Origin of the sequence: Kribbella flavida DSM 17836 (assembly GCF_000024345.1) — a bacterium.
Classification (GTDB): domain Bacteria; phylum Actinomycetota; class Actinomycetes; order Propionibacteriales; family Kribbellaceae; genus Kribbella; species Kribbella flavida.
Genome location: NC_013729.1, coordinates 6,306,754 through 6,326,956, shown reverse-complemented (window position 1 = coordinate 6,326,956; position 20,203 = coordinate 6,306,754). Strand labels below are relative to the sequence as shown.

Annotated in this window: 20 protein-coding genes; 13 read left to right on the top strand and 7 right to left on the bottom strand. The window is 71.8% G+C overall.

All coding sequences use genetic code 11. From position 1 onward, the window contains the following. Positions 1–24: 24 nt before the first annotated feature. Positions 25–654: a pyridoxamine 5'-phosphate oxidase gene (pdxH, locus tag KFLA_RS29225; protein WP_012923447.1), complete on the top strand. Its 630-nt coding sequence runs from the start codon at positions 25–27 to the stop codon at positions 652–654. Here pdxH and KFLA_RS29220 read toward each other — a convergent pair. Then, positions 600–2,801, bottom strand: coding sequence for an MMPL family transporter (locus KFLA_RS29220; RefSeq protein WP_012923446.1), 2,202 nt, complete (start codon positions 2,799–2,801; stop codon positions 600–602). The genes pdxH and KFLA_RS29220 overlap by 55 nt on opposite strands. Before the next feature lie 112 nt (positions 2,802–2,913). Here KFLA_RS29220 and KFLA_RS29215 point away from each other — a divergent pair, with 112 nt between their 5' ends. The 4 genes from KFLA_RS29215 to KFLA_RS29200 all read left to right on the top strand — a co-directional run bounded on the left by KFLA_RS29215 (position 2,914) and on the right by KFLA_RS29200 (position 5,820). Next, on the top strand, positions 2,914–3,633 hold the full coding sequence (locus tag KFLA_RS29215) for a TetR/AcrR family transcriptional regulator (RefSeq protein WP_012923445.1): 720 nt from the start codon (positions 2,914–2,916) through the stop codon (positions 3,631–3,633). Positions 3,634–3,933: 300 nt separating this feature from the next. Then, positions 3,934–4,227, top strand: a complete 294-nt coding sequence (locus tag KFLA_RS29210; protein ID WP_237706626.1) for a hypothetical protein — start codon at positions 3,934–3,936, stop codon at positions 4,225–4,227. Then, a complete protein-coding gene (locus KFLA_RS29205; RefSeq protein ID WP_012923443.1) occupies positions 4,227–5,177 on the top strand; it encodes an SPFH domain-containing protein in 951 nt (316 codons plus the stop codon). The genes KFLA_RS29210 and KFLA_RS29205 overlap by 1 nt, the downstream gene beginning before the upstream one ends. 4 nt (positions 5,178–5,181) lie before the next feature. Next, positions 5,182–5,820: a CGNR zinc finger domain-containing protein gene (locus KFLA_RS29200; protein ID WP_012923442.1), complete on the top strand. Its 639-nt coding sequence runs from the start codon at positions 5,182–5,184 to the stop codon at positions 5,818–5,820. A gap of 21 nt (positions 5,821–5,841) precedes the next feature. Here KFLA_RS29200 and KFLA_RS29195 read toward each other — a convergent pair whose 3' ends face one another. Beyond that, entirely contained in the window at positions 5,842–7,266 is a 1,425-nt protein-coding gene (locus KFLA_RS29195; protein ID WP_012923441.1) for a dihydrolipoyl dehydrogenase family protein, read from the bottom strand. A gap of 217 nt (positions 7,267–7,483) precedes the next feature. Here KFLA_RS29195 and KFLA_RS29190 point away from each other — a divergent pair, with 217 nt between their 5' ends. Beyond that, positions 7,484–8,776 (top strand): hypothetical protein, encoded by a 1,293-nt coding sequence (locus KFLA_RS29190; RefSeq protein ID WP_148256767.1) that lies wholly within the window; start codon positions 7,484–7,486, stop codon positions 8,774–8,776. Here KFLA_RS29190 and KFLA_RS29185 read toward each other — a convergent pair whose 3' ends face one another. Further along, positions 8,777–9,556, bottom strand: coding sequence for a hotdog family protein (locus KFLA_RS29185; RefSeq protein WP_012923439.1), 780 nt, complete (start codon positions 9,554–9,556; stop codon positions 8,777–8,779). A 203-nt stretch (positions 9,557–9,759) separates the two neighbouring features. On the opposite strand from KFLA_RS29185, the gene KFLA_RS29180 reads away from it, so the two are divergent. The 5 genes from KFLA_RS29180 (at position 9,760) to KFLA_RS29160 (ending at position 14,554) form a co-directional block, all read left to right on the top strand. Beyond that, positions 9,760–10,389: a TetR family transcriptional regulator gene (locus tag KFLA_RS29180; RefSeq protein WP_012923438.1), complete on the top strand. Its 630-nt coding sequence runs from the start codon at positions 9,760–9,762 to the stop codon at positions 10,387–10,389. Between the two features lie 134 nt (positions 10,390–10,523). After that, positions 10,524–11,600 (top strand): ROK family protein, encoded by a 1,077-nt coding sequence (locus KFLA_RS29175; RefSeq protein WP_237706625.1) that lies wholly within the window; start codon positions 10,524–10,526, stop codon positions 11,598–11,600. Further along, positions 11,597–12,778 (top strand): N-acetylglucosamine-6-phosphate deacetylase, encoded by a 1,182-nt coding sequence (gene nagA / locus KFLA_RS29170; protein WP_012923436.1) that lies wholly within the window; start codon positions 11,597–11,599, stop codon positions 12,776–12,778. The genes KFLA_RS29175 and nagA overlap by 4 nt, the downstream gene beginning before the upstream one ends. Continuing rightward, a complete protein-coding gene (locus tag KFLA_RS29165) occupies positions 12,775–13,686 on the top strand; it encodes a 1-phosphofructokinase family hexose kinase (protein ID WP_012923435.1) in 912 nt (303 codons plus the stop codon). The genes nagA and KFLA_RS29165 overlap by 4 nt, the downstream gene beginning before the upstream one ends. 31 nt (positions 13,687–13,717) lie before the next feature. Then, on the top strand, positions 13,718–14,554 hold the full coding sequence (locus tag KFLA_RS29160) for a class II fructose-bisphosphate aldolase (RefSeq protein ID WP_012923434.1): 837 nt from the start codon (positions 13,718–13,720) through the stop codon (positions 14,552–14,554). Positions 14,555–14,570: 16 nt separating this feature from the next. Here the strand turns inward: KFLA_RS29160 and KFLA_RS29155 are convergent, their stop codons facing one another. From KFLA_RS29155 to KFLA_RS29140, 4 genes are all read right to left on the bottom strand, one after another. Further along, positions 14,571–15,623 carry an ABC transporter permease gene (locus KFLA_RS29155; RefSeq protein WP_012923433.1) on the bottom strand — a complete coding sequence of 351 codons (1,053 nt, stop codon included), beginning with the start codon at positions 15,621–15,623 and terminating at the stop codon, positions 14,571–14,573. Continuing rightward, positions 15,620–16,555: an ABC transporter ATP-binding protein gene (locus KFLA_RS29150; RefSeq protein WP_012923432.1), complete on the bottom strand. Its 936-nt coding sequence runs from the start codon at positions 16,553–16,555 to the stop codon at positions 15,620–15,622. Before KFLA_RS29150 ends, KFLA_RS29155 begins: the two co-directional genes overlap by 4 nt. Next, positions 16,552–16,944 carry a GntR family transcriptional regulator gene (locus tag KFLA_RS29145; protein ID WP_012923431.1) on the bottom strand — a complete coding sequence of 131 codons (393 nt, stop codon included), beginning with the start codon at positions 16,942–16,944 and terminating at the stop codon, positions 16,552–16,554. Before KFLA_RS29145 ends, KFLA_RS29150 begins: the two co-directional genes overlap by 4 nt. Positions 16,945–17,016: 72 nt before the next feature. Further along, positions 17,017–18,330: a cryptochrome/photolyase family protein gene (locus KFLA_RS29140; protein ID WP_012923430.1), complete on the bottom strand. Its 1,314-nt coding sequence runs from the start codon at positions 18,328–18,330 to the stop codon at positions 17,017–17,019. Between the two features lie 95 nt (positions 18,331–18,425). Here KFLA_RS29140 and KFLA_RS29135 point away from each other — a divergent pair, with 95 nt between their 5' ends. Continuing rightward, positions 18,426–19,139, top strand: coding sequence for an iron-dependent transcriptional repressor DtxR (locus KFLA_RS29135; protein WP_012923429.1), 714 nt, complete (start codon positions 18,426–18,428; stop codon positions 19,137–19,139). Between the two features lie 109 nt (positions 19,140–19,248). Beyond that, complete coding sequence (locus tag KFLA_RS29130) at positions 19,249–20,022, top strand: class I SAM-dependent methyltransferase (RefSeq protein ID WP_012923428.1); 774 nt, start codon at positions 19,249–19,251, stop codon at positions 20,020–20,022. Positions 20,023–20,203 lie beyond the last annotated feature (181 nt).

Genomic DNA, 20,203 nt, shown 5'->3' with positions numbered 1-20,203 from the left:
CTTCTCAGCGTGGACCTAGCACAGATGCGGCAGACCTACGGCCTCGGTGAACTGCTCGAGAGCCAGGTGGACGCCGATCCGGTCAAGCAGTTCGGTGTCTGGCTCGCGCAGGCGACCGAGGCCGGACTGGCCGAGCCCAACGCGATGGTGCTGGCCACGGTCAGCGGCGACGGCCGCCCGTCGGCCCGGACCGTGCTGCTGAAGGGCCTGGACGAGCGCGGCTTCGTCTTCTACACCAACCAGCAGTCCCGCAAGGCCGACGACCTCGCCGCGAACCCTGCCTGCGCGCTGGTCTTCCCCTGGCACGCGATGGAACGCCAGGTCCGCGTCGAGGGCACCGCGAGCAAGCTGCCCGCCGAAGAGGTCGACCCGTACTTCGCCGGCCGTCCCCGCGGCTCCCAGCTCGGCGCCTGGGCGTCCCAGCAGTCCCAGCCGGTGGCGTCCCGCGAAGAGCTGGACCTCCAGTACGCGTCGTACGAACGCCAGTGGCCGGAAGGCACCGAGATCGCCACGCCGTACTTCTGGGGCGGCTACCGCATCCAGCCCACCGCCTTCGAGTTCTGGCAAGGCCGCACCGGCCGCCTCCACGACCGCCTGGCCTACCGCCGCGACAACTCGTCCTCCACCTGGACCCTGGTCCGGCTCCAACCCTGACCCGCGTCGACTGGCTCGTCCGACTCCCGGAAGCCGTGCTGTGACCACCAGCGGGCCAGGGGAGCGGGTGCCCACCAGTTGGCGCGGCCGAGCAGGCGCATGGTGGCGGGCACGAGCAGCGCCCGGACGACCGTCGCGTCGAGCAGGATGGCGATCACCAGGCCGATGCCGATCATCTTGACGAACACGATGCCCGAGGTGGCGAAGGCGCCGACCACGATGATCAGCAGCAGGGCGGCGCTGGTGATGATGCCGCCGGTGCGCTGCAGGCCGAGGGCGACGGCGCGGGTGTTGTCGCCGGTGCGGTCGTACTCCTCGCGGATCCGGCTGAGCAGGAACACCTCGTAGTCCATCGACAACCCGAACAGGACCGCGAACAGCAGCACCGGGTTGGTGGCGTCCAGGAAGCCGGCCGGGGTGAAGTCCAGCAGGCCGGCCAGGTTGCCGTCCTGGAAGATCCACACCATCGCGCCGAACGACGCGGACAGCGAGAGCACGTTCATCAGCAGCGCCTTGGCCGGCAGCACGATGGAGCCGAAGGCAACGAACAGCAGCGCGAACGTGATCAGCACGACGAACCCGGCCATCCACGGCACCCGTTCCGCCAGCACCTGCAGCAGGTCCAGCAAAGCCGCCGTCTCGCCGCCGACCTCGACCGACGTACCCGGCGGGGCCGCGACGGCGCGGACATCCTTCACCACGTCACGCGCGGGCAACTCCTGCGCGGTGTACGGCGTGTGCACCAGCACGGACGCGACGCCGTCCTTGAAACCGCCGACCCGGACGGCATCGACGTCACGGACCTGCTGCAGCGCTGCCACGTACGGCGCGAGCGCGGCCTGCGGATCGGCCGGGGGCGCGTCGAACCGCACCGCGACCAGCACGTCGGAACCACTCGCCCCGGCGAAGTCGCGCTGCAGGGTCTCCGTCACGGTGCGACTGGTCGCGCCGGCCGGCAGGGCGCGATGGTCCACGCCGCCCAGTTGCGCGTCCAGGAAGGGGATTCCGAGCAATAGCAGCAGCGGCACCAGCACGACGACGTAGCGGATCGGGCGGCGCATCACGTTCTGCGCAAGCCGGAACCAGGCGCCGTGCTCGGCGCCGGCGCGGTGCCGCTGGAGGAAGGGCAGCCGCAGCTTGTTCACCCGGTGCCCGAGCACTGCCAGCAGGGCGGGTAGTGCGGTGAGGGCGGCAACCATCGCGACCGCCACGGCCGCGACGCCGCCGTACGCCATCGAGCGCAGGAACATCACCGGGAACAGCGCCAGGCTGGAGATCGCGACACCGACGGTGACGCCGGAGAACGCGACGGTCCGGCCGGCCGTGCGCATCGTGGTGGCCAGCGCGGCCTGCACGTCGTCGCCGGCCGCCAACTGCTCCCGGAACCGGGTGACGATGAACAACGCGTAGTCGATCGCCAGCCCGAGCCCGATCATCGTGACGATGTTGACCGAGAAGATCGACACGTCGGTCACCAGGCTCAGCCCGCGCAGCACCACGAACGCGCCGAGGATCGCCAGCCCGCCGACGAACAGCGGCAGGCCGGCCGCCACCAGGCCGCCGAAGACCACCACCAGCAGCACGAGCACGATCGGCAGCGAGATCGTCTCGGCCTGCACGATGTCGTGCTCGGTCTGGGTGTTCACCTCGTCGAAGACCGCGATCTCGCCGCCCACCCGGACGTCCAGGCCGGGCGGCGACTGCCGCACCTGGTCCGCGATCCGGTGGTAGGCGCTCAGCCGCTGCTCGGGATCGGCGCCGGCCAGCGTCAGCACGGCGTACGTGGCGTGCCGGTCCTTGGCGACGAAGGCGGGGGAGCGGGTCGTCCAGTATGTCGCGACGCCGACCACCTGCTCGCGGGGCAAGCCGGCCAGGTGGTTCTCGACGCTGTGCCGGAACGCCGGGTCGGCGACGGTCCGCGTGTCGCTGCGGTAGAGCACGATCACGTCGGTGCCGGTCCGGCCGACGGTTTGCTCGACGGTCCGCACCGCCCGGGCCGCCTCGGTGTCCGGCGCCTCGAACCCACCGTTGGACAGCGACCCGAACACGCCGGTGCCCCACACCACGGCGGCGAGCACGAACACCCCGGTGAGGGCGAGGACCAGGCGGCGGCGCCGGTAGCTGAACCGGCCGAGCGTCTCGAACACGTTCCCCTCCCGAGGGCGTAACCTGAACAGTGGTCGCCGGAGTGAACACCGTTAACTGTTAACGGTGTTCACTCTAGACGGCGAGCCCAGTTCGTTGTCAAGGAAGGTGAGTGTGGAGACCAGCACCCGGCGCGACCGGCAGCGGGCGGCGACGGTCGCGGAGATCAAGGCGGCCGCCCGCGGACTGCTGGTCGAAGGCGGCGCCGCCGCGGTCGGTCTGCGCGCCGTCGCTCGCGAGCTCGGCCTCACCGCGCCCGCCCTGTACCGGTACTTCGCGAGCCACGACGACCTGATCGCCGCCGTCGTCGCCGACCTGTACGACGAGCTGACGGCGTACCTGGTCGCGGTGCGCGACACCGGCGCGGATCTGGGGGAGCAGCTGTTCCTGGTCGCGGGTGGACTGCGGACGTGGGCGCTGGACCACCCGGCCGAGTTCGGCCTGCTGTTCGGTGCGCCGGTCCCGAACCCGCACGCCGACGACCACGACCTGACGCCGAGCCACCAGGCGGCGATGCGGTTCGGGGCCGTGTTCAAGGACCTGGTCGCGCAGGTGTACCGGCAGCAGCCGTTCGCCAGCCCGCCGGAGGAGGAGCTCGGTGCCGAGCTGGTGCAGCAGCTCCGGCGGAAGTCGGACGTCTTCGACGAGATGCCGCCGGGGGCGGTGTACCTGGCGCTGACCTACTGGACCCGGCTCTACGGCCTGATCTGCATGGAGGTGTTCGGTCAGCTGCACTGGGCGCTGGAGGACGCCGGCGCCTACTTCGACGCCCAGCTGCGCGAGATCGGCACGGCCCTCGGCCTGGACTGCCCACCCGACTGCCCGCCGGCCTGAGCCGGAATCCGGGCAAAAAAGAGACCCGCAGACACTTCCGAAGACACGACCGGGTGGCCGAACTCCGGGCCAGGCGGACTTTCCTGGCTGCCTGCGGGCCCGGTGGCGGCGTTGGATTGGCCGACCACATGCCCACTAACTAGTGGTTGGCGGTCAGCCCGCCGCCACCTCACGAGTCCGATAGCAATTCATGCGTTGGACCACCTCCCTTCGCGTGTACTCCGAACCTACGTCGCGATCCGGGGCCGTTCAACCGGTTTTCGCCCACAGATGAACGCCGGTCGTGGTCCCATGGTGGGCATGGTGTTGAGGCTCGGACTGCCCGTACTGATCCTGCTCGTCGGAACCGCCTGGTTCGCCTGGTCGTCGTACCGCCGGGCCACCCTCGCGGAGCGGTCCGTGATCGAGCTGACCGGCGAGACCAAGGCGCTGGTGCAGGAGGTCCGGGCGCTCGAGAAGGCGGTCGCGGCTGCCGAGCAGGGCCTGCGTACGCTCAGCTCGCATCCGTCGGTGCCGCGCGACGTCGCGGTCACCGCCGACCTGACGCTCGCCGACATCCGGCGGCTGACCGAACGCAAGGAGCTCGACACCTGATGGCAAAGCTGGGGACCGTGACGGGGAACACGTCGAAGGGCGGCGTCAAGGGCAAACTGATCGGCGGGGCGATCCTGGTCGTGCTGCTGATCATCGTGCTGGCCAACCTGTTCAACTTCGCCGACACCGCCGCGAACAAGATCGGTCTGCACTACGGCGGTGGCGTGGTCGAGGACAAGAAGTTCAAGTCGGTCATCCCGCCGGGGGCGACGAACAAGCTGATCGGCCCCGGCGACACCGTGTACAGCTACCCGATCGACCAGCGCTCGTACATCATCGGCGGCGCCGGCGCGGACACCGACGACGCCGACGAGGTGACCGTCGTCAGCAAGGACAACGTGCGGCTCGGTGTCCGGGTCCAGGTCTACTTCACGCTGAACCGCGAGCAGGCCGTGCTGCAGTCGTTCCACGAGCGGATCGGGCTGAAGACCGAGGCGTTCGAGGACCGCGGCTGGAACGCGATGCTGCAGTCGTACTTCCGGCCGCAGATCGACCGGGCGCTGGTCGCGGTCGGCACGAACTACAACTGGGCCGAGCTCTACAACAACGAGGCGAAGAAGTCCGCCTTCCAGACCGCCGCGGCCAAGGAGTTCACCCGGCTGCTGCCGGCCGCCGTCGGCGGCGACTACTTCTGCGGGCCGTCGTACACCGGCAACAACGCCTGCGGCGAGCTGTCGTTCACGATCCAGAAGCCGACGCCGCTGGACAAGGGCATCATCGACGGGCTGGAGGCCAAGCAGCGCGCCGAGCTGGCCAAGCAGGCCCAGGAGCAGAAGAACCAGCAGGTCAACGTCGAGCTGCAGTCGGTCCGGCAGCAGGTCGCGATGCTCGGCGCGAACGGCTACCTGCTGAAAACCGCGATCGAGTCGGGCAAGATCCAGTTCATGGTGATCCCGCAGAACGGCAACGTCAGCCTCCCGGTGCCGACCCCGCAGCAGACACCCCGCTGACCCGATGTCCGCGCTGCCGTCCCACCTCGAGCTCGTCCAGGGCGTCGTGCTGCCCAAGCCGGTCGGCGCGGACCCCGTCCTGGACTTTCTCAACACCCGCTCCGAGTGGACCGGCCGCGGGCCGGCCCGCTCCGAGTGGCTGACCAGCTTCGAGACGCTGGTGATCTGGTCGGGCTACGTCGGCCTGCTCTCCGACGCCGGGGTCTTCCGGCTGATCGAGCAGGCCGCGGGCCGGCCCACCGACGCGGCCCGGCGGTTCGAGGCCGCGCTGGAGTTCCGCGCCGACCTGTACGACGTACTCACCGACACCTCGGCGACGTCGTCGTTCGACGCCGTGCAGCGGGTGATCGCGCGGGCTGCCGGGCACCGGCGGCTGCTGCCGCTGCCCACCCTGCACGGCCTGGCCGCCACCTGGGACCTGCCGGAGGACCTGAACCTGCCGCTGGACCAGCTGGCCCTGCTGTCCGCCGACCTGCTCACCGGGCCGTCCCGCACCCACGTCCGGGAGTGCCCGGGCGACGGGTGCGGCTGGCTCTTCCTCGACCCGCGCGGCCGCCGCCGCTGGTGCTCGATGGCCACCTGCGGCAACCGTGCGAAGGTCCGCGCCCACGCAGCCCGGACCAAGGCCGACCCCGCGCAGTAGGCCGGCTCGTCCCAGCCCGGCTCAGGGAGTCGGGCGGCCGTAGGTCTCCAGCAGGCGCAGCCAGATCTCGTTCACCGTCGGGTACGCCGGGACGGCGTGCCAGAGGCGGTCGAGCGGGATCTGCCCGACGACGGCGAAGGTGGCCGCCTGCAGCAGGTCGCTGACCTCCGGGCCGACGAAGGTGGCGCCGAGCACCACCTTGCGCTGCTCGTCGACGACCATCCGGGCTTTACCGGTGTACCCGTCGGCCCGGACGCTCGCCCCGGCCACGTTGCCGATCTCGTAGTCGACCGTGCGGACGTCGTACCCGGCGGCGCGGGCGGCCTCGTCGGTCAGCCCGACGGAGGCGACTTCGGGGTCGGTGAACGTCACCTGCGGCACGGCCTCGTGGTCGGCGGTGGCCACGTGCACGCCCCACGGCTGGTCCGACACCGTGCTGCCTGTTGCCCGGGCTGCGATGACGTCGCCGGCCGCGCGGGCCTGGTACTTGCCCTGGTGGGTGAGCAGCGCCCGCTTGGTCACGTCACCGATGGCGTAGAGCCAGTCGAACCCCTCGACCCGCATCGTGTCGTCGGTCGGCAGCCAATCGCCCGGGGTGAGGCCGATGGTCTCCAGGCCGAGGTCCTCCGTGCGCGGCTTGCGCCCGGTCGCGACCAGCACCTCGTCGGCGGTGACGGTCTGCCCGTCGGAGGTCTCGACGACCACCTCGTCCCCGGTACGGCGTACGCGGGTGGTGTTGGTGTCGACCAGGACGGTCGCGCCCAGGTCGCGCAGCGCGTCGGCGACCATCTCGCCCGCGAACGGCTCCTGCTGGCTCAGCAGCTTGCCGCGCGAGATCAGCGTCACCTCGGTGCCGAAGCCGGCGTACGCGGTCGCCATCTCGGCGGCGACGACCCCGCCGCCGATGATCGCCAGCCGGCCGGGCGCAGACTTGGCGCTGGTGGCCTCCCGGCTGGTCCAGGGGTTCGCCTCACGCAGCCCGTCGATGTCCGGCACGACCGGGTCGGAGCCGGTGGCGACGACCACCGCGTGCCGGGCCCTGAGCAGCGTGGTGGTGCCGTCGGAGTCGGTGACGGTCACCTCTTTGGGGCCGCTGAACCGGGCGTGCCCGCGAACCAGGGAGATGCCGGCTCCCTCGACCCACTCGACCTGGCCGTCGTCCTTCCAGTTGCTGGTGAACGAGTTGCGCCGTTCCAGCACCGCCTGGACGTCGAGCGTCCCGGTGACCGCCTGCGCGGCGCCGGCGACCGCCTGGGCCGCCCGCAGCGCCTGGGCCGGCCGGAGCAGCGCCTTCGACGGCATGCAGGCCCAGTACGAGCACTCGCCGCCGACCAGCTCGTGCTCGACCAGGACGGCGCTCAGTCCACCCCGCACGGCCCGGTCGGCCGCGTTCTCACCCACGGCCCCGGCACCCAGCACGATCAGGTCGTATTCGGTCGTTTCCATCGCAGCGTGTCTCCCTCGTCCCACCGGCCGTTCGCCGGTCGCCCAGACCTGCATATCACCCGCCCCCAGATCCGCCGGGTAACTTCCCGCCTCCCGCGAGCATCAAGCAGAACGGATGACTCGCCAAGTTGTGGGTTCTCCCTCGGTATACCAGGGGGTGGACCCACAATTTGGCGGGTTCTCCCCCGGATTGGTGAGTGAGAGTGGGGGTGGTCCTGTGCGAACAGGTGTGGTGACGGCGGCCTCGGGGCTGTTGATGACGGTCGGGCTGGTGAGTCCGGCCCAGGCGGCCGACCCGGCGCCGGCGAACGTGAAGGTGGCGTGGGCGAGCCCCGCGCACACCCAGGTCCGCGTGACCTGGACCGAAACCGGCGCGGTACCGAACCGCGTGCTCGCCCAGTACGCCGACGGATCGGGCCCGGTGAGCCTGACCGCAGCGGATGCGCCGAACCAGGTGGACCTGCCGGCCGGGCCTTTCCGGACCGCGTCCTCGGTCCGCATCGCCGTGTCCGCCGGGACCGCCGCCGGCGCGACCGGCCCGGCCGGGTTGTCCGTGGCCTTCGACACGCTGAACCCGGAGCCGCCGGCGATCACCGCGGGCACCCGCGCGGCGGACGGCCGCTACACCCTGAGTTGGCGCCCGGGAGCAGGCCGGCCGGATCCCAATCCCGGTGACCCGCTCGACCTCGCGGCCGGTCCGCACCGGTTCGAGGTGCACGCGAGCCTCGCCAGGGTGACGATCTGGGACCTGGTGGCCGACGTGGGTCCGGCGACCACCGCCACCTTCGCGACGGTCGACGAGCCGCCGGTCCAGGTGGGCATCAAGGACCGCAACGAGTGGCCGAGCACGGCCGCCTGGTCCTCGATCTCCGTCGACACCGAACGCTTCCGGAGTCTCGCAGTCCCGGCCGCCACGACGTACGGGCAGTCGACGGTGATCACCGGGCAGCTCCAGCGGTTCACCCGCCGGTGCGATCCCGGGCCGTGCTGGGCGGAGAGCACCGCCGACACGCCTCGGCCGGTCGTGCTGCACGCGCGGGCCGACGCGGCGTCGCCCTGGTACGTCGTGGGCGTCGTCCGGAGCACGGCCGCCGGGACCTTCCGGTTGGCGCCGGTCGCGCGCGGGACGCGGCAGTACCGGGTCGCCGTGCCGGACCACCTCGCCAAGGAGAGTCTGGGGCTCGGGGTGATCAGCGGCGCCTCGACCACGGTGACCCGGCCGGGCGTGAGCGGCGGCTTCACCGACTCCACGGCGACGTACGGGCAACGCGTCACGACCCGGGTGACGATCGCGCCGCCCGCGAACGTCCGGACCACGCTGCAACGCTGGGACGGCCAGGCCTGGCGTGACCTGAAATGGGTCACCACCAGCAACGGCGCCGGCACGTACAGCTTCACCGCGACGCAGCGCGGCAGGTTCGCCTACCGCTACTTGGTGCCCGCCTTCACGTACGGCGGCCGCCCGCTCAGCTGGCAGGTGTCCGCGAACTTCGTGCTGACCACCAGCTGATCAGTTGAACAACGACGGGTCGACCGTGATCCAGGTGTGCCGGGCGCGCGCCAGGATCCGGCCGTCCGCGTCGTACAGGGTGCTGGCGGTGAAGGTCTTGCGGCCGGACTCGCCGAGGTGGCGGCCCATGATCACGCAGGGTTCGCCGGGGTGCGGGCGGGCGTCGACGCAGGCGGTCATCTGGCCGAGCACCGACGGACGGCCCTCGAGATCGATGCTCCAGCCGCCGGGGCAGTCGAGCGCGGCCCAGAGGTGGACGGCGCCGACCAGCTCGTCGGCCTCGGCGAGCCCGGCGCCCGGCGTCCAGGTGCAGGCGGTGCGCCCGTCACCGACAAAGCCTGGGCGAAGCCGCAGACCGGCCGGGTTGTCGGGGCCGCAGGCGTAGCAGCCGGGAAAGGGATGGTCCCGCATCCCTCGGTACCGCGCTTCGGCGGCGCGGGCCTCGTCGTACGGCAGCGGGTCGATCGCGGCGTTGGCGAGGATGTCCGCGTCGACCGCCACGGCCTCGGCGACCACGGTCTCGTCGGCGGTCAGCAACCGGGCGCGATCGGCGGACGCGGTGAGTGCCAGGTCGGTGTCCAGCGGCGGAGGCAGCCGCAACGTCACTTGCGGCACTCCCGGCGCCGAGTCGGTGGCCTCCGCACTTCCGCTGCCGGCGTCGGCCGCGGCCCGAGCGGCCGTCGCGAGAGCCGTCCCGACGAGTCCGGCCGTGTATCCGCCGTTGCCGGACCGCTCCGGACCCCGGTACCGCCGGTCGATCCGCACGTCGCGCGTCGTCATGCTGTCCGACCCTAACGTCCCCCGCGTTGCGGCCTGGTGAGGCCCGAAATCCTGCGGCGTGCAGGGTTTTCCCGCGTGTCCGGAGATTTACTGCCCTGACCACTCTCATTCAAACGTCCGTTTGAACTATGCTGACTGCAGGCTACGGCGCGTGAGCAGGTGGGGTGCCTGTGCGAGCGGTGGCCGGGGGGAAGGAGAACTCTGTGGAAACACCACCCGTGGAATCGACCCGGGAGCGGTTGCTCAACATCGCCGAGCAGCGGTTCGGCGAGGGCGGCTACGAGGGAACGTCGCTGCGCGCCATCACGGTCGCGGCGGCGGCCAACATCGCGGCGGTCAACTACCATTTCGGCTCCAAGGAAGCGCTGCTGCGGGCCGCGGTCGCCCGCGCGATGGCGCCGGTGAACACCGAGCGCCGGCGCCGGCTCGACCAGATGGAGGCCACCGGGCAGCCAACCGCCGAGCAACTGATCCGGGCGTTCATCGAACCCGGGCTGGACCTGGTACTGCGGCGCGGTGAGCGCGGCGCGATCGTGGCCCGGTTCATCGGCCGGGTCGCGTTCGACCCGAGCCGGCGGATCCGCGAGCTGTACGCCGCCGAGGCGGACCCGATCGAGGCCCGGTACCTCGCGGCGCTGCAGACGGCGCTGCCGCGGGCGGCGCCGGAGTCGGTGGCTTTCGGCTACGTCAACATGCTCGGTCTGCTCGCGCTGCACCAGTCTCAGGCGCTGTCGCGGGCTCCGGGCACCGAGGACGTCGACGACCCCAGCAAGCTGGCCGAGAACCTGATCGCCTTCCTGGTGGCCGCGTTCGACCGGGGTCTGCGGTCCTGACCGGGCCGGCCGAGCGACGGCGTGTCGCCGTACCGGACCGCGGCGGGCCACCTGGGGCACTGGTCTGGTCGAAGCTGTCCGTCCGTTGCTCACGGATGTTCGAACCCCCGGGTAACGCTGCATAATGGCGCTCCGTGGAGCCCTGTGAAGTCGTGGTCGCCGTCGATCTCGGTGGAACCCGGATGAAGTGCGGCCTGGTCGCCGCCGACGGTGCCGTGCTGCACCGTGAGACCAGGCCGACGCCCCGGGCGCTGACCGACGCGGGTGGCGGGGGCCGCGCTGTGCTTGACGCGCTGCTGGAAGCCGTGCTCGAGCTGGGCCAGAAGGCGGCCGCCGACGGGCATGCCGTGCGCGCGGTCGGCGTCGTGGTCCCGGGCATCATCAACGCCCAGCACGGCACCGTCAGCGCCGAGAACCTGGCCTGGGTCGGTACGCCGGTGCTCGCCGAGCTGCAGGCCGCGGTCGGGCCCGACCGGCAGGTGACGCTGGCCCACGACGTGCGGGCGGGCGGCTACGCCGAACTGCGCGAAGGCGCGCTCACCGGTACGACGAACTCGCTCTTCCTCCCGCTCGGCACCGGGATCGCCGCCGCGATGGTGGTCGACGGCTCCCTGGTCAGCGGCGACGGGTACGCCGGTGAGCTCGGCCACACCCGGTTCGTGCACGGCGAGGCCGCCGAGCTGTGCGCCTGCGGCCAGTACGGCTGCCTGGAGACCGTCGCGTCCGCCGCCGCCCTCGCCCGCCGGTACGGCGTACGGACCGGGCGGGTGGTCGACGGGGCGCGCGAGGTGCTGGAGCTGCTGGGCGAAGGGGATCCGGACGCTGCAGCTGTGTGGGAGGAGGCGCTGTCGGCGTTGATCGACGCGCTCGTGCTCTACACGACGCTGGTGGCGCCGACCCGGATCGCGATCGGTGGCGGCCTGGTCGGCGCCGGCGAGACGTTGCTGGCGCCGTTGCGGGCCGGGCTGCACGAGCGGCTGACGTTCCAGCGCGAGCCCGAGATCGTGGCCGCTGTGCTCGGCGAGGAGGCGGGCTGCCTCGGTGCCGCGCTGATGGCCTGGGACCGGGTCGCCCTCGAAGCAGCCCCGCCGGCCCGGATCTCCCCGGGCCGCACGGCGGTCCCTGAAGCCAGTACGCAAGCGCGCCCCGAAGCAGACCCTGATGCGAGCCCCGCGGTGGGCGTCGAAGAGAGCGGAGAGCAGGCGGTATGACGACCTATCGGGTGGGCCGGCTGGTCACGCCGGACGACGTGCTGGAGAGTGCCTGGATTCAGGTCGAGGACGGCGACATCGTCTCCTTCGGCCGCCGGTCCGAGGGCATGCCCGCCGACGGCAAGCGCCCGGAGGACCTCGGCGAGGCGACCGTCGTACCGGGCTTCGTCGACATCCACACCCACGGCGGCGGTGGCGCGACGTACTCGACCACCGATCCGGACGAGGCCCGCAAGGTCGCCGCCTTCCACGCCCGGCACGGCACCACCACGACGATGGCCAGCCTGGTCACCGGGCCGCTCGACGAGATCGTCTCGCAGACCGCGTGCCTGGCCGACCTGGTCACCGACGGCGTCATCGCGGGCGTGCACCTGGAAGGGCCGTTCCTGTCGACGGCGCGCTGCGGTGCGCACGAGCCGACGCTGCTGCGGGACCCGGTCGCGGACGACGTGGCCAAGGTGCTCGGCGACGCGGTGAAGATGGTCACCATCGCCCCGGAGCTGGAGCACGGGCTGGACGCGATCCACCAGGTCGTCGACGCCGGGGTGGTGGCCGCGCTCGGGCACACCGACGCGACGTACGAGCAGATGATCGCCGGCGCGGACGCGGGCGCGACGGTCGCGACCCACCTGTTCAACGGGATGCGGCCGTTCCACCACCGCGACCCTGGGCCGGTCGGCGCCGCGCTGAACGATCCGCGGCTGCTGCTCGAGGTGATCAACGACGGCATGCACCTGGACCCGCAGGTGGTCCGGGTCGCGCTGGCCGCGGCCGGGGTGTCCCGGATCGCGCTGATCACCGACGCGATGGTCGCCGCCGGCATGCCGAACGGGCGGTACCTGCTCGGCGGTCTCGAGGTGGACGTCACCGACGGCCTGGCCACGCTCGCCGAGGGGTCGCGCTCGATCGCCGGCAGCACGCTGACGATGGATGTTGCCTTCCGCAACGCGGTGAACGCGGGCGTCTCGCTGGTGGACGCGTCCCGGATGGCCTCGACCACCCCGGCCGAGGCGTTCGGCTGGTACCACGTCGGCGGCATCGAGACCGGCAAGCGGGCCGACCTGGTGGTGCTCGACGACGACTGCGTCGTCCAGAAGGTGATGCGGGCCGGGGCGTGGCTCGACACCGCGACGGACTCCGAGGCCGACGGTGCCGGCGGTTCGACGGCCGGCCGATGATCGGTACCGTCACGCTCAACCTCGCCCTCGACGTCACCTACGCCGTGGACGAACTGGTGGTCGGCGGCAGCCACCGGGTCACCGAGGTCCGGCAGCGGGCCGGCGGCAAGGGCGTGAACGTCGCCCGGGTCGCCGCCACCCTCGGCCATCCGGTGCTCGCCCTGGGCTTCGTCGGTGGACTGACCGGCGAGCTGGTCGCCGGTGAGCTGTTCGACGCCGGTCTGACCGCCCTGCTCACGCCGATCGCGGGTGAGACCCGGCGAACTGTTGCCGTGGTCAACGGCTCCGACGGGGACGCGACGATCTTCAACGAGCCTGGCCCGACGGTCTCCGACGACGAGTGGCGCGCCTTCCACGACCGGATGCCCTGGGGCCGGCTGGAGGTGCTCGCCTGCTCGGGCAGCCTGCCGCCCGGCCTGCCCGCGGACGCGTACGCCGAGATCGCGGTCCGCGCCCGGCACCACGACGTGCTGTCGGTGGTCGACGCCGGGGGAGAAGCCCTGCTGGCGGCCGCGCGAGCCGGTGCGGTCGTGCGGGCCAACGCCGCCGAGCTGCGCGAGGCGCTGGGCGAGGTGGACGTGCCGGACGGCGCGCGGCACCTGGTCGGGCTCGGCGCCACCGCGGCCGTGATCACCGACGGCGCCCGCGGCATGGTTGCTGCTAGCAACAAGGGAGTCTGGCGCGCGGACCCGGTCGAGCAGGTCGCCGGCAATCCGACCGGCGCCGGCGACGCCTGTACGGCGGTGGTCGCCGCGGCGGTCGCCCGGTCGGCCGAGCCCGACTGGTCCGAGGTCCTGGCCCGCGCGGTGGCGGCGTCCGCCGCGGCGGTGCTGACCCCGGTCGCCGGTGACCTCGACCTGGCGGCGTACCGGCGGTGGCAGCCGCAGGTCGCCGTCCGGGAACTGTAGATCCGGGCGATCCGGGGAGAAGGAGTTCGTCATGCCGTTGGTGTCCGGAGCCGAGGTCGTGCTCGCCGCCGCGCAGGCCGGTCGTGGGGTCGGCGCGTTCAACGTGATCCAGCTGGAGCACGCGACCGCGCTGATCGCCGGTGCCGAGCAGGTCGGCGCACCGGTGATCCTGCAGATCAGTGAGAACGCGGTGAAGTACCACGGCGCGCTGAAGCCGATCGGGGTCGCGACGCTGGCCGCCGCGGCCGCCTCCTCGGTGCCGGTCGTGGTGCACCTCGACCACGCGATGGACCGTGACCTGGTGACCGAGGCGGTGTCGCTCGGTTTCACCTCGGTGATGTTCGACGCGTCGAAGCTGGACTACGCCGACAACGTCGCGGCGACCAGCGAGGTGACCGCGTTCTGCCACGAGCACGGCGTGTTCGTCGAGGCCGAGATCGGTGAGGTCGGCGGGAAGGACGGCGTGCACGCGCCCGGCGCGCGGACCCGGCCGGACGAGGCGCTCGCCTTCGCCGAGGCGACCGGAGTGGACGCGCTCGCGGTGGCGGTCGGCTCGTCGCATGCGATGACCGAGCGGACCGCGGAGCTCGACTTCGCGCTGATCGGCGACCTGCGCGCCGCCGTACCGGTGCCACTGGTTCTGCACGGCTCGTCCGGCGTCGCCGACGCCGACCTCACCCGCGCGGTCGAGGCGGGCATGACGAAGGTGAACATCGCGACCCACCTCAACAACGTCTTCACCGGCGTCGTCCGCGAGGTGCTGGCCGACCAGCCGGCACTGGTCGACACCCGCAAGTACCTCGGCCCCGCCCGTACTGCGGTCGCGGCCGAGGTAGCTCGCCTGCTGACGGTGCTGAAAGCCGTCTAGGGCGGATCCGCCGGGATCAGGTCAGGTCCCGGCGGATCCGCCAGAAGCAGAAGCCGGTGAGCAGCAGGCCGAGCGTCAGGAAGAGCCCGGCCTCCCGCCACTGCAGAGCCCAGAACCGGTCGGCCGGGTGGTAGCTGATCTGCTGCCGGTAGCCGTCGTCCGCGAGGCGCTGGAAGCACTCGCTCAGCGGCTTCCTGGTCCTGGTCTGCTCCGGCGTGGCGTCCGGCGGGGGCGGACCGCACTCCGCGACGTAGCTCGGCAGGGTCTTCTGGGCCTGTCCGGCGGCGTTGACGGTCTGCTCGGACAGCTTCCAGTTGCCTTCGCCTGGCAGCTTCGCCTCCACCCGCACCACCGTCGCGTTGTCCTCGGGGCCTGACAGTTGCAGCCCGCGCATGTTCTCCGCGGTGACGACCACGGTCGTCTCGGCCGGCGTCATCAGGTGCGGGCGGATCAGGATCGGCGACAGGATCTGGAGCGCGATCACCCCGGCGAGGGTGAGCGCGATCGCGACCACGCTGCGCCGGACCAGCAGGCCGACGGCGACGCCGAGCGCGAAGGCGAAGGCCGCGTAGCCGATCGGCACGACGCCTCGCGCGCCGAACACCGGCGGCAGCAGCCGGGGCACGTTGAAGGGCCCGGCCGCCTGGCCGGAGTTGACCGCGTCGTCGATGGGGTCGGCCCACCAGCTCACGGCGAGACTGAGCAACCCGGTGACGGCGATCGCGCCGAGACCGGTGACCGCCAGTTTGGTGACCAGCCAGCGGGTGCGGGTGATGCTCTGGTTCCAGACCAGCCGGTGGGTGCCCGCTTCCAGCTCCCGGGCGATCAGCGGTGCTCCCCAGAAGGCGCCGATCACCGGCGGAGCGGCGTACATGAGCGCTTGGCCGGCGATGTACAGGTACTGGTTGATTCGGTCGAACTGGATCTGCTTCAGGAAGCCGGTCGGGTAGCGCTGGTAGTCGTCGGCCAGCCCGGGGCCGGTCACCAGCAGGACGACGGCGAGCACGGCGACCGCGCCGACGACGATCAGCGCCTGCAGGCGGACCTGCCGCCAGGTCAACCAGATCATCGCTGCACCTCCAGGACAGGCCGGTCCTTGGGCTGGGTCAGCGCCGAGCGGCCCATGTAGGCCAGCACCACGTCCTCGAGGCTGAGCTGCGAGACCGTCCAGGCCGAGTCGAGGATCGGCTCGTCGGTGCGGATCAGGAAGGTGGACTGCCGATCGGTGTGGCTGGCCGAGATCACGTGCTGGTGCTGCGGCATCGACTTCTCGTCCCGGCGAGGGCCGGTGAGCCGGTGGTGCGTGGCCAGCAGCGTCTCGATGTCACCGCTGACCTGGACGCGGGAGTCGACCAGCACGACCAGGTAGTCGCAGGACCGCTCGACGTCGGAGACCAGGTGCGAGGACAGCACGACGCTCAGCTCCTGCTCGGCGACGGCCTCCATCAGGTCCTGCAGGAACTCGCGCCGGGCGAGCGGGTCGAGCGCGGCGACGGGCTCGTCCAGGATCAGCAGTTCGGGCCGTTTGGCGATGCCCAGGGTGAGGGCGAGCTGGGCGCGCTGGCCGCCGGACAGCTTGCCGGCGCGCTGCTTCGGGTCCAGGCCGAGTCGCTGGATCCGCGCCTGGGCGAGGGAGTCGTCCCAGGCCGGGTTGAGGCGGGCGCCGAGCCGGAGGTGGTCGGCGACCGACAACCTGGCGTACGTCGGGGTGTCCTGGGCGACGAACCCGATCTTGGGGAGCTGCCCGCCGCCGGCCGGGGCGCCCAGCACGTCGATGCTGCCGGTGGTCGGGGTGAGCATGCCGACGGCGAGGTTCAGCAGCGTGCTCTTGCCGGCGCCGTTCGGGCCGACCAGGCCGACGACGCGGCCGGCCGGGACGTCCAGGGTGCACTCGGTCAGCGCCCAGCGGCGGCCGTACCTCTTGCCCAGACCTCGGGCGCTCAGTGCCGTGGGCGGGGCTGTGGGCACTGCCGTGGGCGGGACTGCGGGCGGGGCGGTCATGCTATGTCCTCCTGAGCGGCGGCCCGAAAGGTCGTCAGGAACAACGCCTCGATGCTGTCGTCGTCCAGACCCGCTCTGCGGGCCTTGGCCAGCCACCGCCGCAGGTCCTGCCGCAGCGGACCGTGCGCCGCGAGACTGTGGTCGGTCAGCGTCCGGGTCACGAAGGTGCCGCGCCCGGGCCGGGCCGCGACCAGCCCTTCGTGCTCCAGCTCGCGGTAGGCCTTGAGCACCGTGTTCGGGTTGATCGCGAGCTGCCCGACCACGTCCTTCACCGTCGGCAGTTGATCGCCCTCCCGCAGCAACCCCAGCCGCAACGCGTTCTTCACCTGCTGCACGACCTGCTGGTACGGCGAGACCCCCGACCGCCCGTCCAGGTGGAACTCAATCATCTGTCACCCATTTACCTAGTTACCTAGCACAATACAGGCAGGGGGAAGCGCCTGGTCAAGAGGTGACGGCGGCTACGTGATCGCGTCGTAGCGGCGCAGGGACTCCAGCCGGGCTTCGGCGTGGTCGACGATGGGTGCGGGATAGCCGGCCGGCGGGGCGGCGAGCTTCCAGGGTTCGTGCACGGACTTGCCGGGCAGGTCGGCGAGCTCCGGGACCCAGCGGCGGACGTAGCTGCCGTCGGGGTCGAACTTCAAGCCCTGGGTGATCGGGTTGAAGACGCGGTAGTACGGCGACGGGTCGGCGCCGCAGCCGGCGACCCACTGCCAGTTCAGGCTGTTCGAGGCGAGGTCGCCGTCGCGCAGCCGGGCCATGAACCAGCGGGCGCCGTACTTCCAGTGCACGTGCAGGTCCTTGACCAGGAACGACGCGACGACCATCCGGATCCGGTTGTGCACGAAGCCGCTGGCGGCCAGTTGCCGCATGCCCGCGTCGACGATCGGGTAGCCGGTCCGTCCCTCGCACCAGGCGGTGAAGGCGTCGCCCGGTTCGTCGTAGACCATCCGCTCGAACTCCGGCCGCAACGGCTTCCAGGCCGCCTGCGGGTACCGCGCCAGCAGGTCGGCGCAGAAGTCGCGCCAGGCCAGCTCGCGCCGGTACGCGTCGGCGCCCGCACCGGGGTGCCTGGCCAGGTCGGTGAGCATCGTGCGCGGGTGAATCTCGCCGTACTTCAAGGGCACCGACATCCGCGAAGTGCTGTCCAGGTCGGGCCGGTTCCGCTCGTCGTCGTACTGACCGACGCTCGCCAGCCACTGCGTCCAGTGCTCCCGGGCGGCGACTTCGCCGGCTCCTTCGATCGTGCCGGCCGCGGGCAGCGCGTCCCCGCGGGCAGCGATCCACTCGATCGTCGCCGGGGCCTCGGCCGGTTGGCGCCAGCCGTGCTCGAGCCAGGCGCGGAAGTACGGCGTGAACACCTGGTACGACCGGCCCTGGCCGTTGAGGATCCGCCCGGGCGCCACGGCGTACGGCGAACCGGTGGCGACGAGCGGGCAGCTCAGCGCGTTCTCGACCGCCTGGTCCCGGCGCACGCCGTACGGGCCATAGTCGGTGGTGACGTGCACGCTCGCCGCCCCGAGCTCGGCCGCCAGCTCGGGGATCACGGTGGCCGGATCGCCGCGGCGGACGACGAGCTTGCCGTCCATCGCCGCGGACAGACTGCGCAGCGAGCTGAGCAGCTGGGCGCGGCGCGGATCGCCCGCCGCGTCCCACAACGCGGGGTCGAGCACGAACACCCCGGCCACCCGGCCGTCGCCGGCGGCCACCGCGTCCAGCAGCGCCGGATTGTCCGCCAGCCGAAGGTCTCGCCGGAACCACATCACCGCAGCCATCGCCCCATCCTGGCCGATGCACAACTTTCAAGTCCCCTTCAACACCCGGGACCCGGTCGGCCGCGATTGGGTCAGGGTTGCCTGTATAGGCGAGAATGGTTGTCGTGAGCGAGCTGATCGATACCACCGAGATGTACCTGCGGACCATCTACGAACTGGAAGAAGAGGGCATTCTGCCCCTGCGCGCGCGGATCGCCGAGCGGCTGCACCAGTCCGGGCCGACGGTCAGTCAGACGGTGGCGCGGATGGAGCGCGACGGGCTCGTCACGGTCGAGGGCGACCGGCACCTCGAGCTCACCGAGGTCGGCCGGATGCAGGCGATCCGGGTGATGCGCAAGCACCGGCTGGCCGAGCGGCTGCTGGTCGACGTGATCGGCCTGGAGTGGGAGGACGTGCACGCGGAGGCCTGCCGCTGGGAGCACGTGATGAGCGACGCGGTCGAGCTGCGGCTGCTGAAGATCCTGGACAACCCGACCGAGTCGCCGTACGGCAACCCGATCCCGGGTCTGGAGGAGCTGCAGCAGGACAGCCGGGCGACCGCGATCGGCGACTTCCGCAGCGGCGTCGAGCCGCTGGACAAGGTGGTCGACCAGGCCACCGGCAACGCCGTGCGGGTGCTGGTCCGCCGGATCGCCGAGCCGGTGCAGACCGACGACAGCGCGATGGCGGTGCTGCGCCGCGCCGGCGCGCTGCCCGGCCGCGAGGTCGACTCGATGCTGGACGCCGAGGGCGTGCTGGTCGGCAGCTTGGACGCCGGCGGTGTGATCAGCGACGAGACCGCCGGGCACATCTTCGTCAGCCTGGTCTGAGGCGGCCGTTCCGAAGCGGGGACTCCTGGTCAGACCTGTGTCAAGAAAAGCAGTACCCAGAGCGCTCGATGCGGTACTGACTGTGGTCACCGGGTAACCTCTGTCCGCGATGTCTCAGAACCCGATCGACTGGCCCGGTTACCTGCGGGCGTTCCACACCGCCACCCCGGGCAGCACCGAAGCCCTGCTGTCCCGTGCCGTCGCGGGCGACCACACGCCGTACCGCTGGCTCGTTCGGGCCGTCTCCGGCGAGGCCCGCCGGGTCCTGGACCTGGCCTGCGGCAACGGTCCGGTCTCCCGTGAGCTGTACGGGCGGTGGGTCGTTGGCGTCGACAACAATCCGATCCAGCTCGCCGGGGCGCCCGGCCCGAAGGTGCAGGCCGACGCGCTGCGCCTGCCGTTCGCCAACGAGGCGTTCGACGTCGTCACCTGCTCGATGGGGCTGATGGTGCTGCAGCCGCTGCCGGAGGTGCTCGCGGAGGCGGCCCGGGTGCTGCGGCGCGGCGGGGTGCTGGCTGCGACGATTCCCGCCGTCCGGCCGTTGCGCCGCGGCGACCTGCGCACACTGACCGGACTGACCACCCGGCTGCGGTCCCGGCCGCAGTTTCCCGCCGGGGGCGAGATGTCCGGGCTGAAGGAGCAGTTGCGCGGGGCCGGCTTCATCGTGATGGAGAGTCAGCGCGAGCGGTACGCGTACACCGTGCGCAGCATCGACGACGCCCGCCGGCTGATCGGCGCGCTCTACCTGCCGGGCACGTCCGAGAACCGGCGCGAGCACGCCGCCGCCTGGCTGGCCCAGCGCGCCGGCGACCGCGGCGGCCTGGAGATCGCGATCCCGATCCGCCGGATCACCGCCCTGCGCACCAAACTCGCCCTCACCTGACCCCCACCCCGGCGCACCCGCGCCCCGAGCACCCCCACCCGGCCCCGCCTCGCCCCCGCCCCGACCCACCCACGCCCCGCCCTGCTCTGCCGCGCACTCCGGTGGGTCAACCCACCGGGTGCATGGTTGGCCACCGAAAATGTGGTGGGCCAACCCGGTCTCCGACGGGTTGACCCATCAG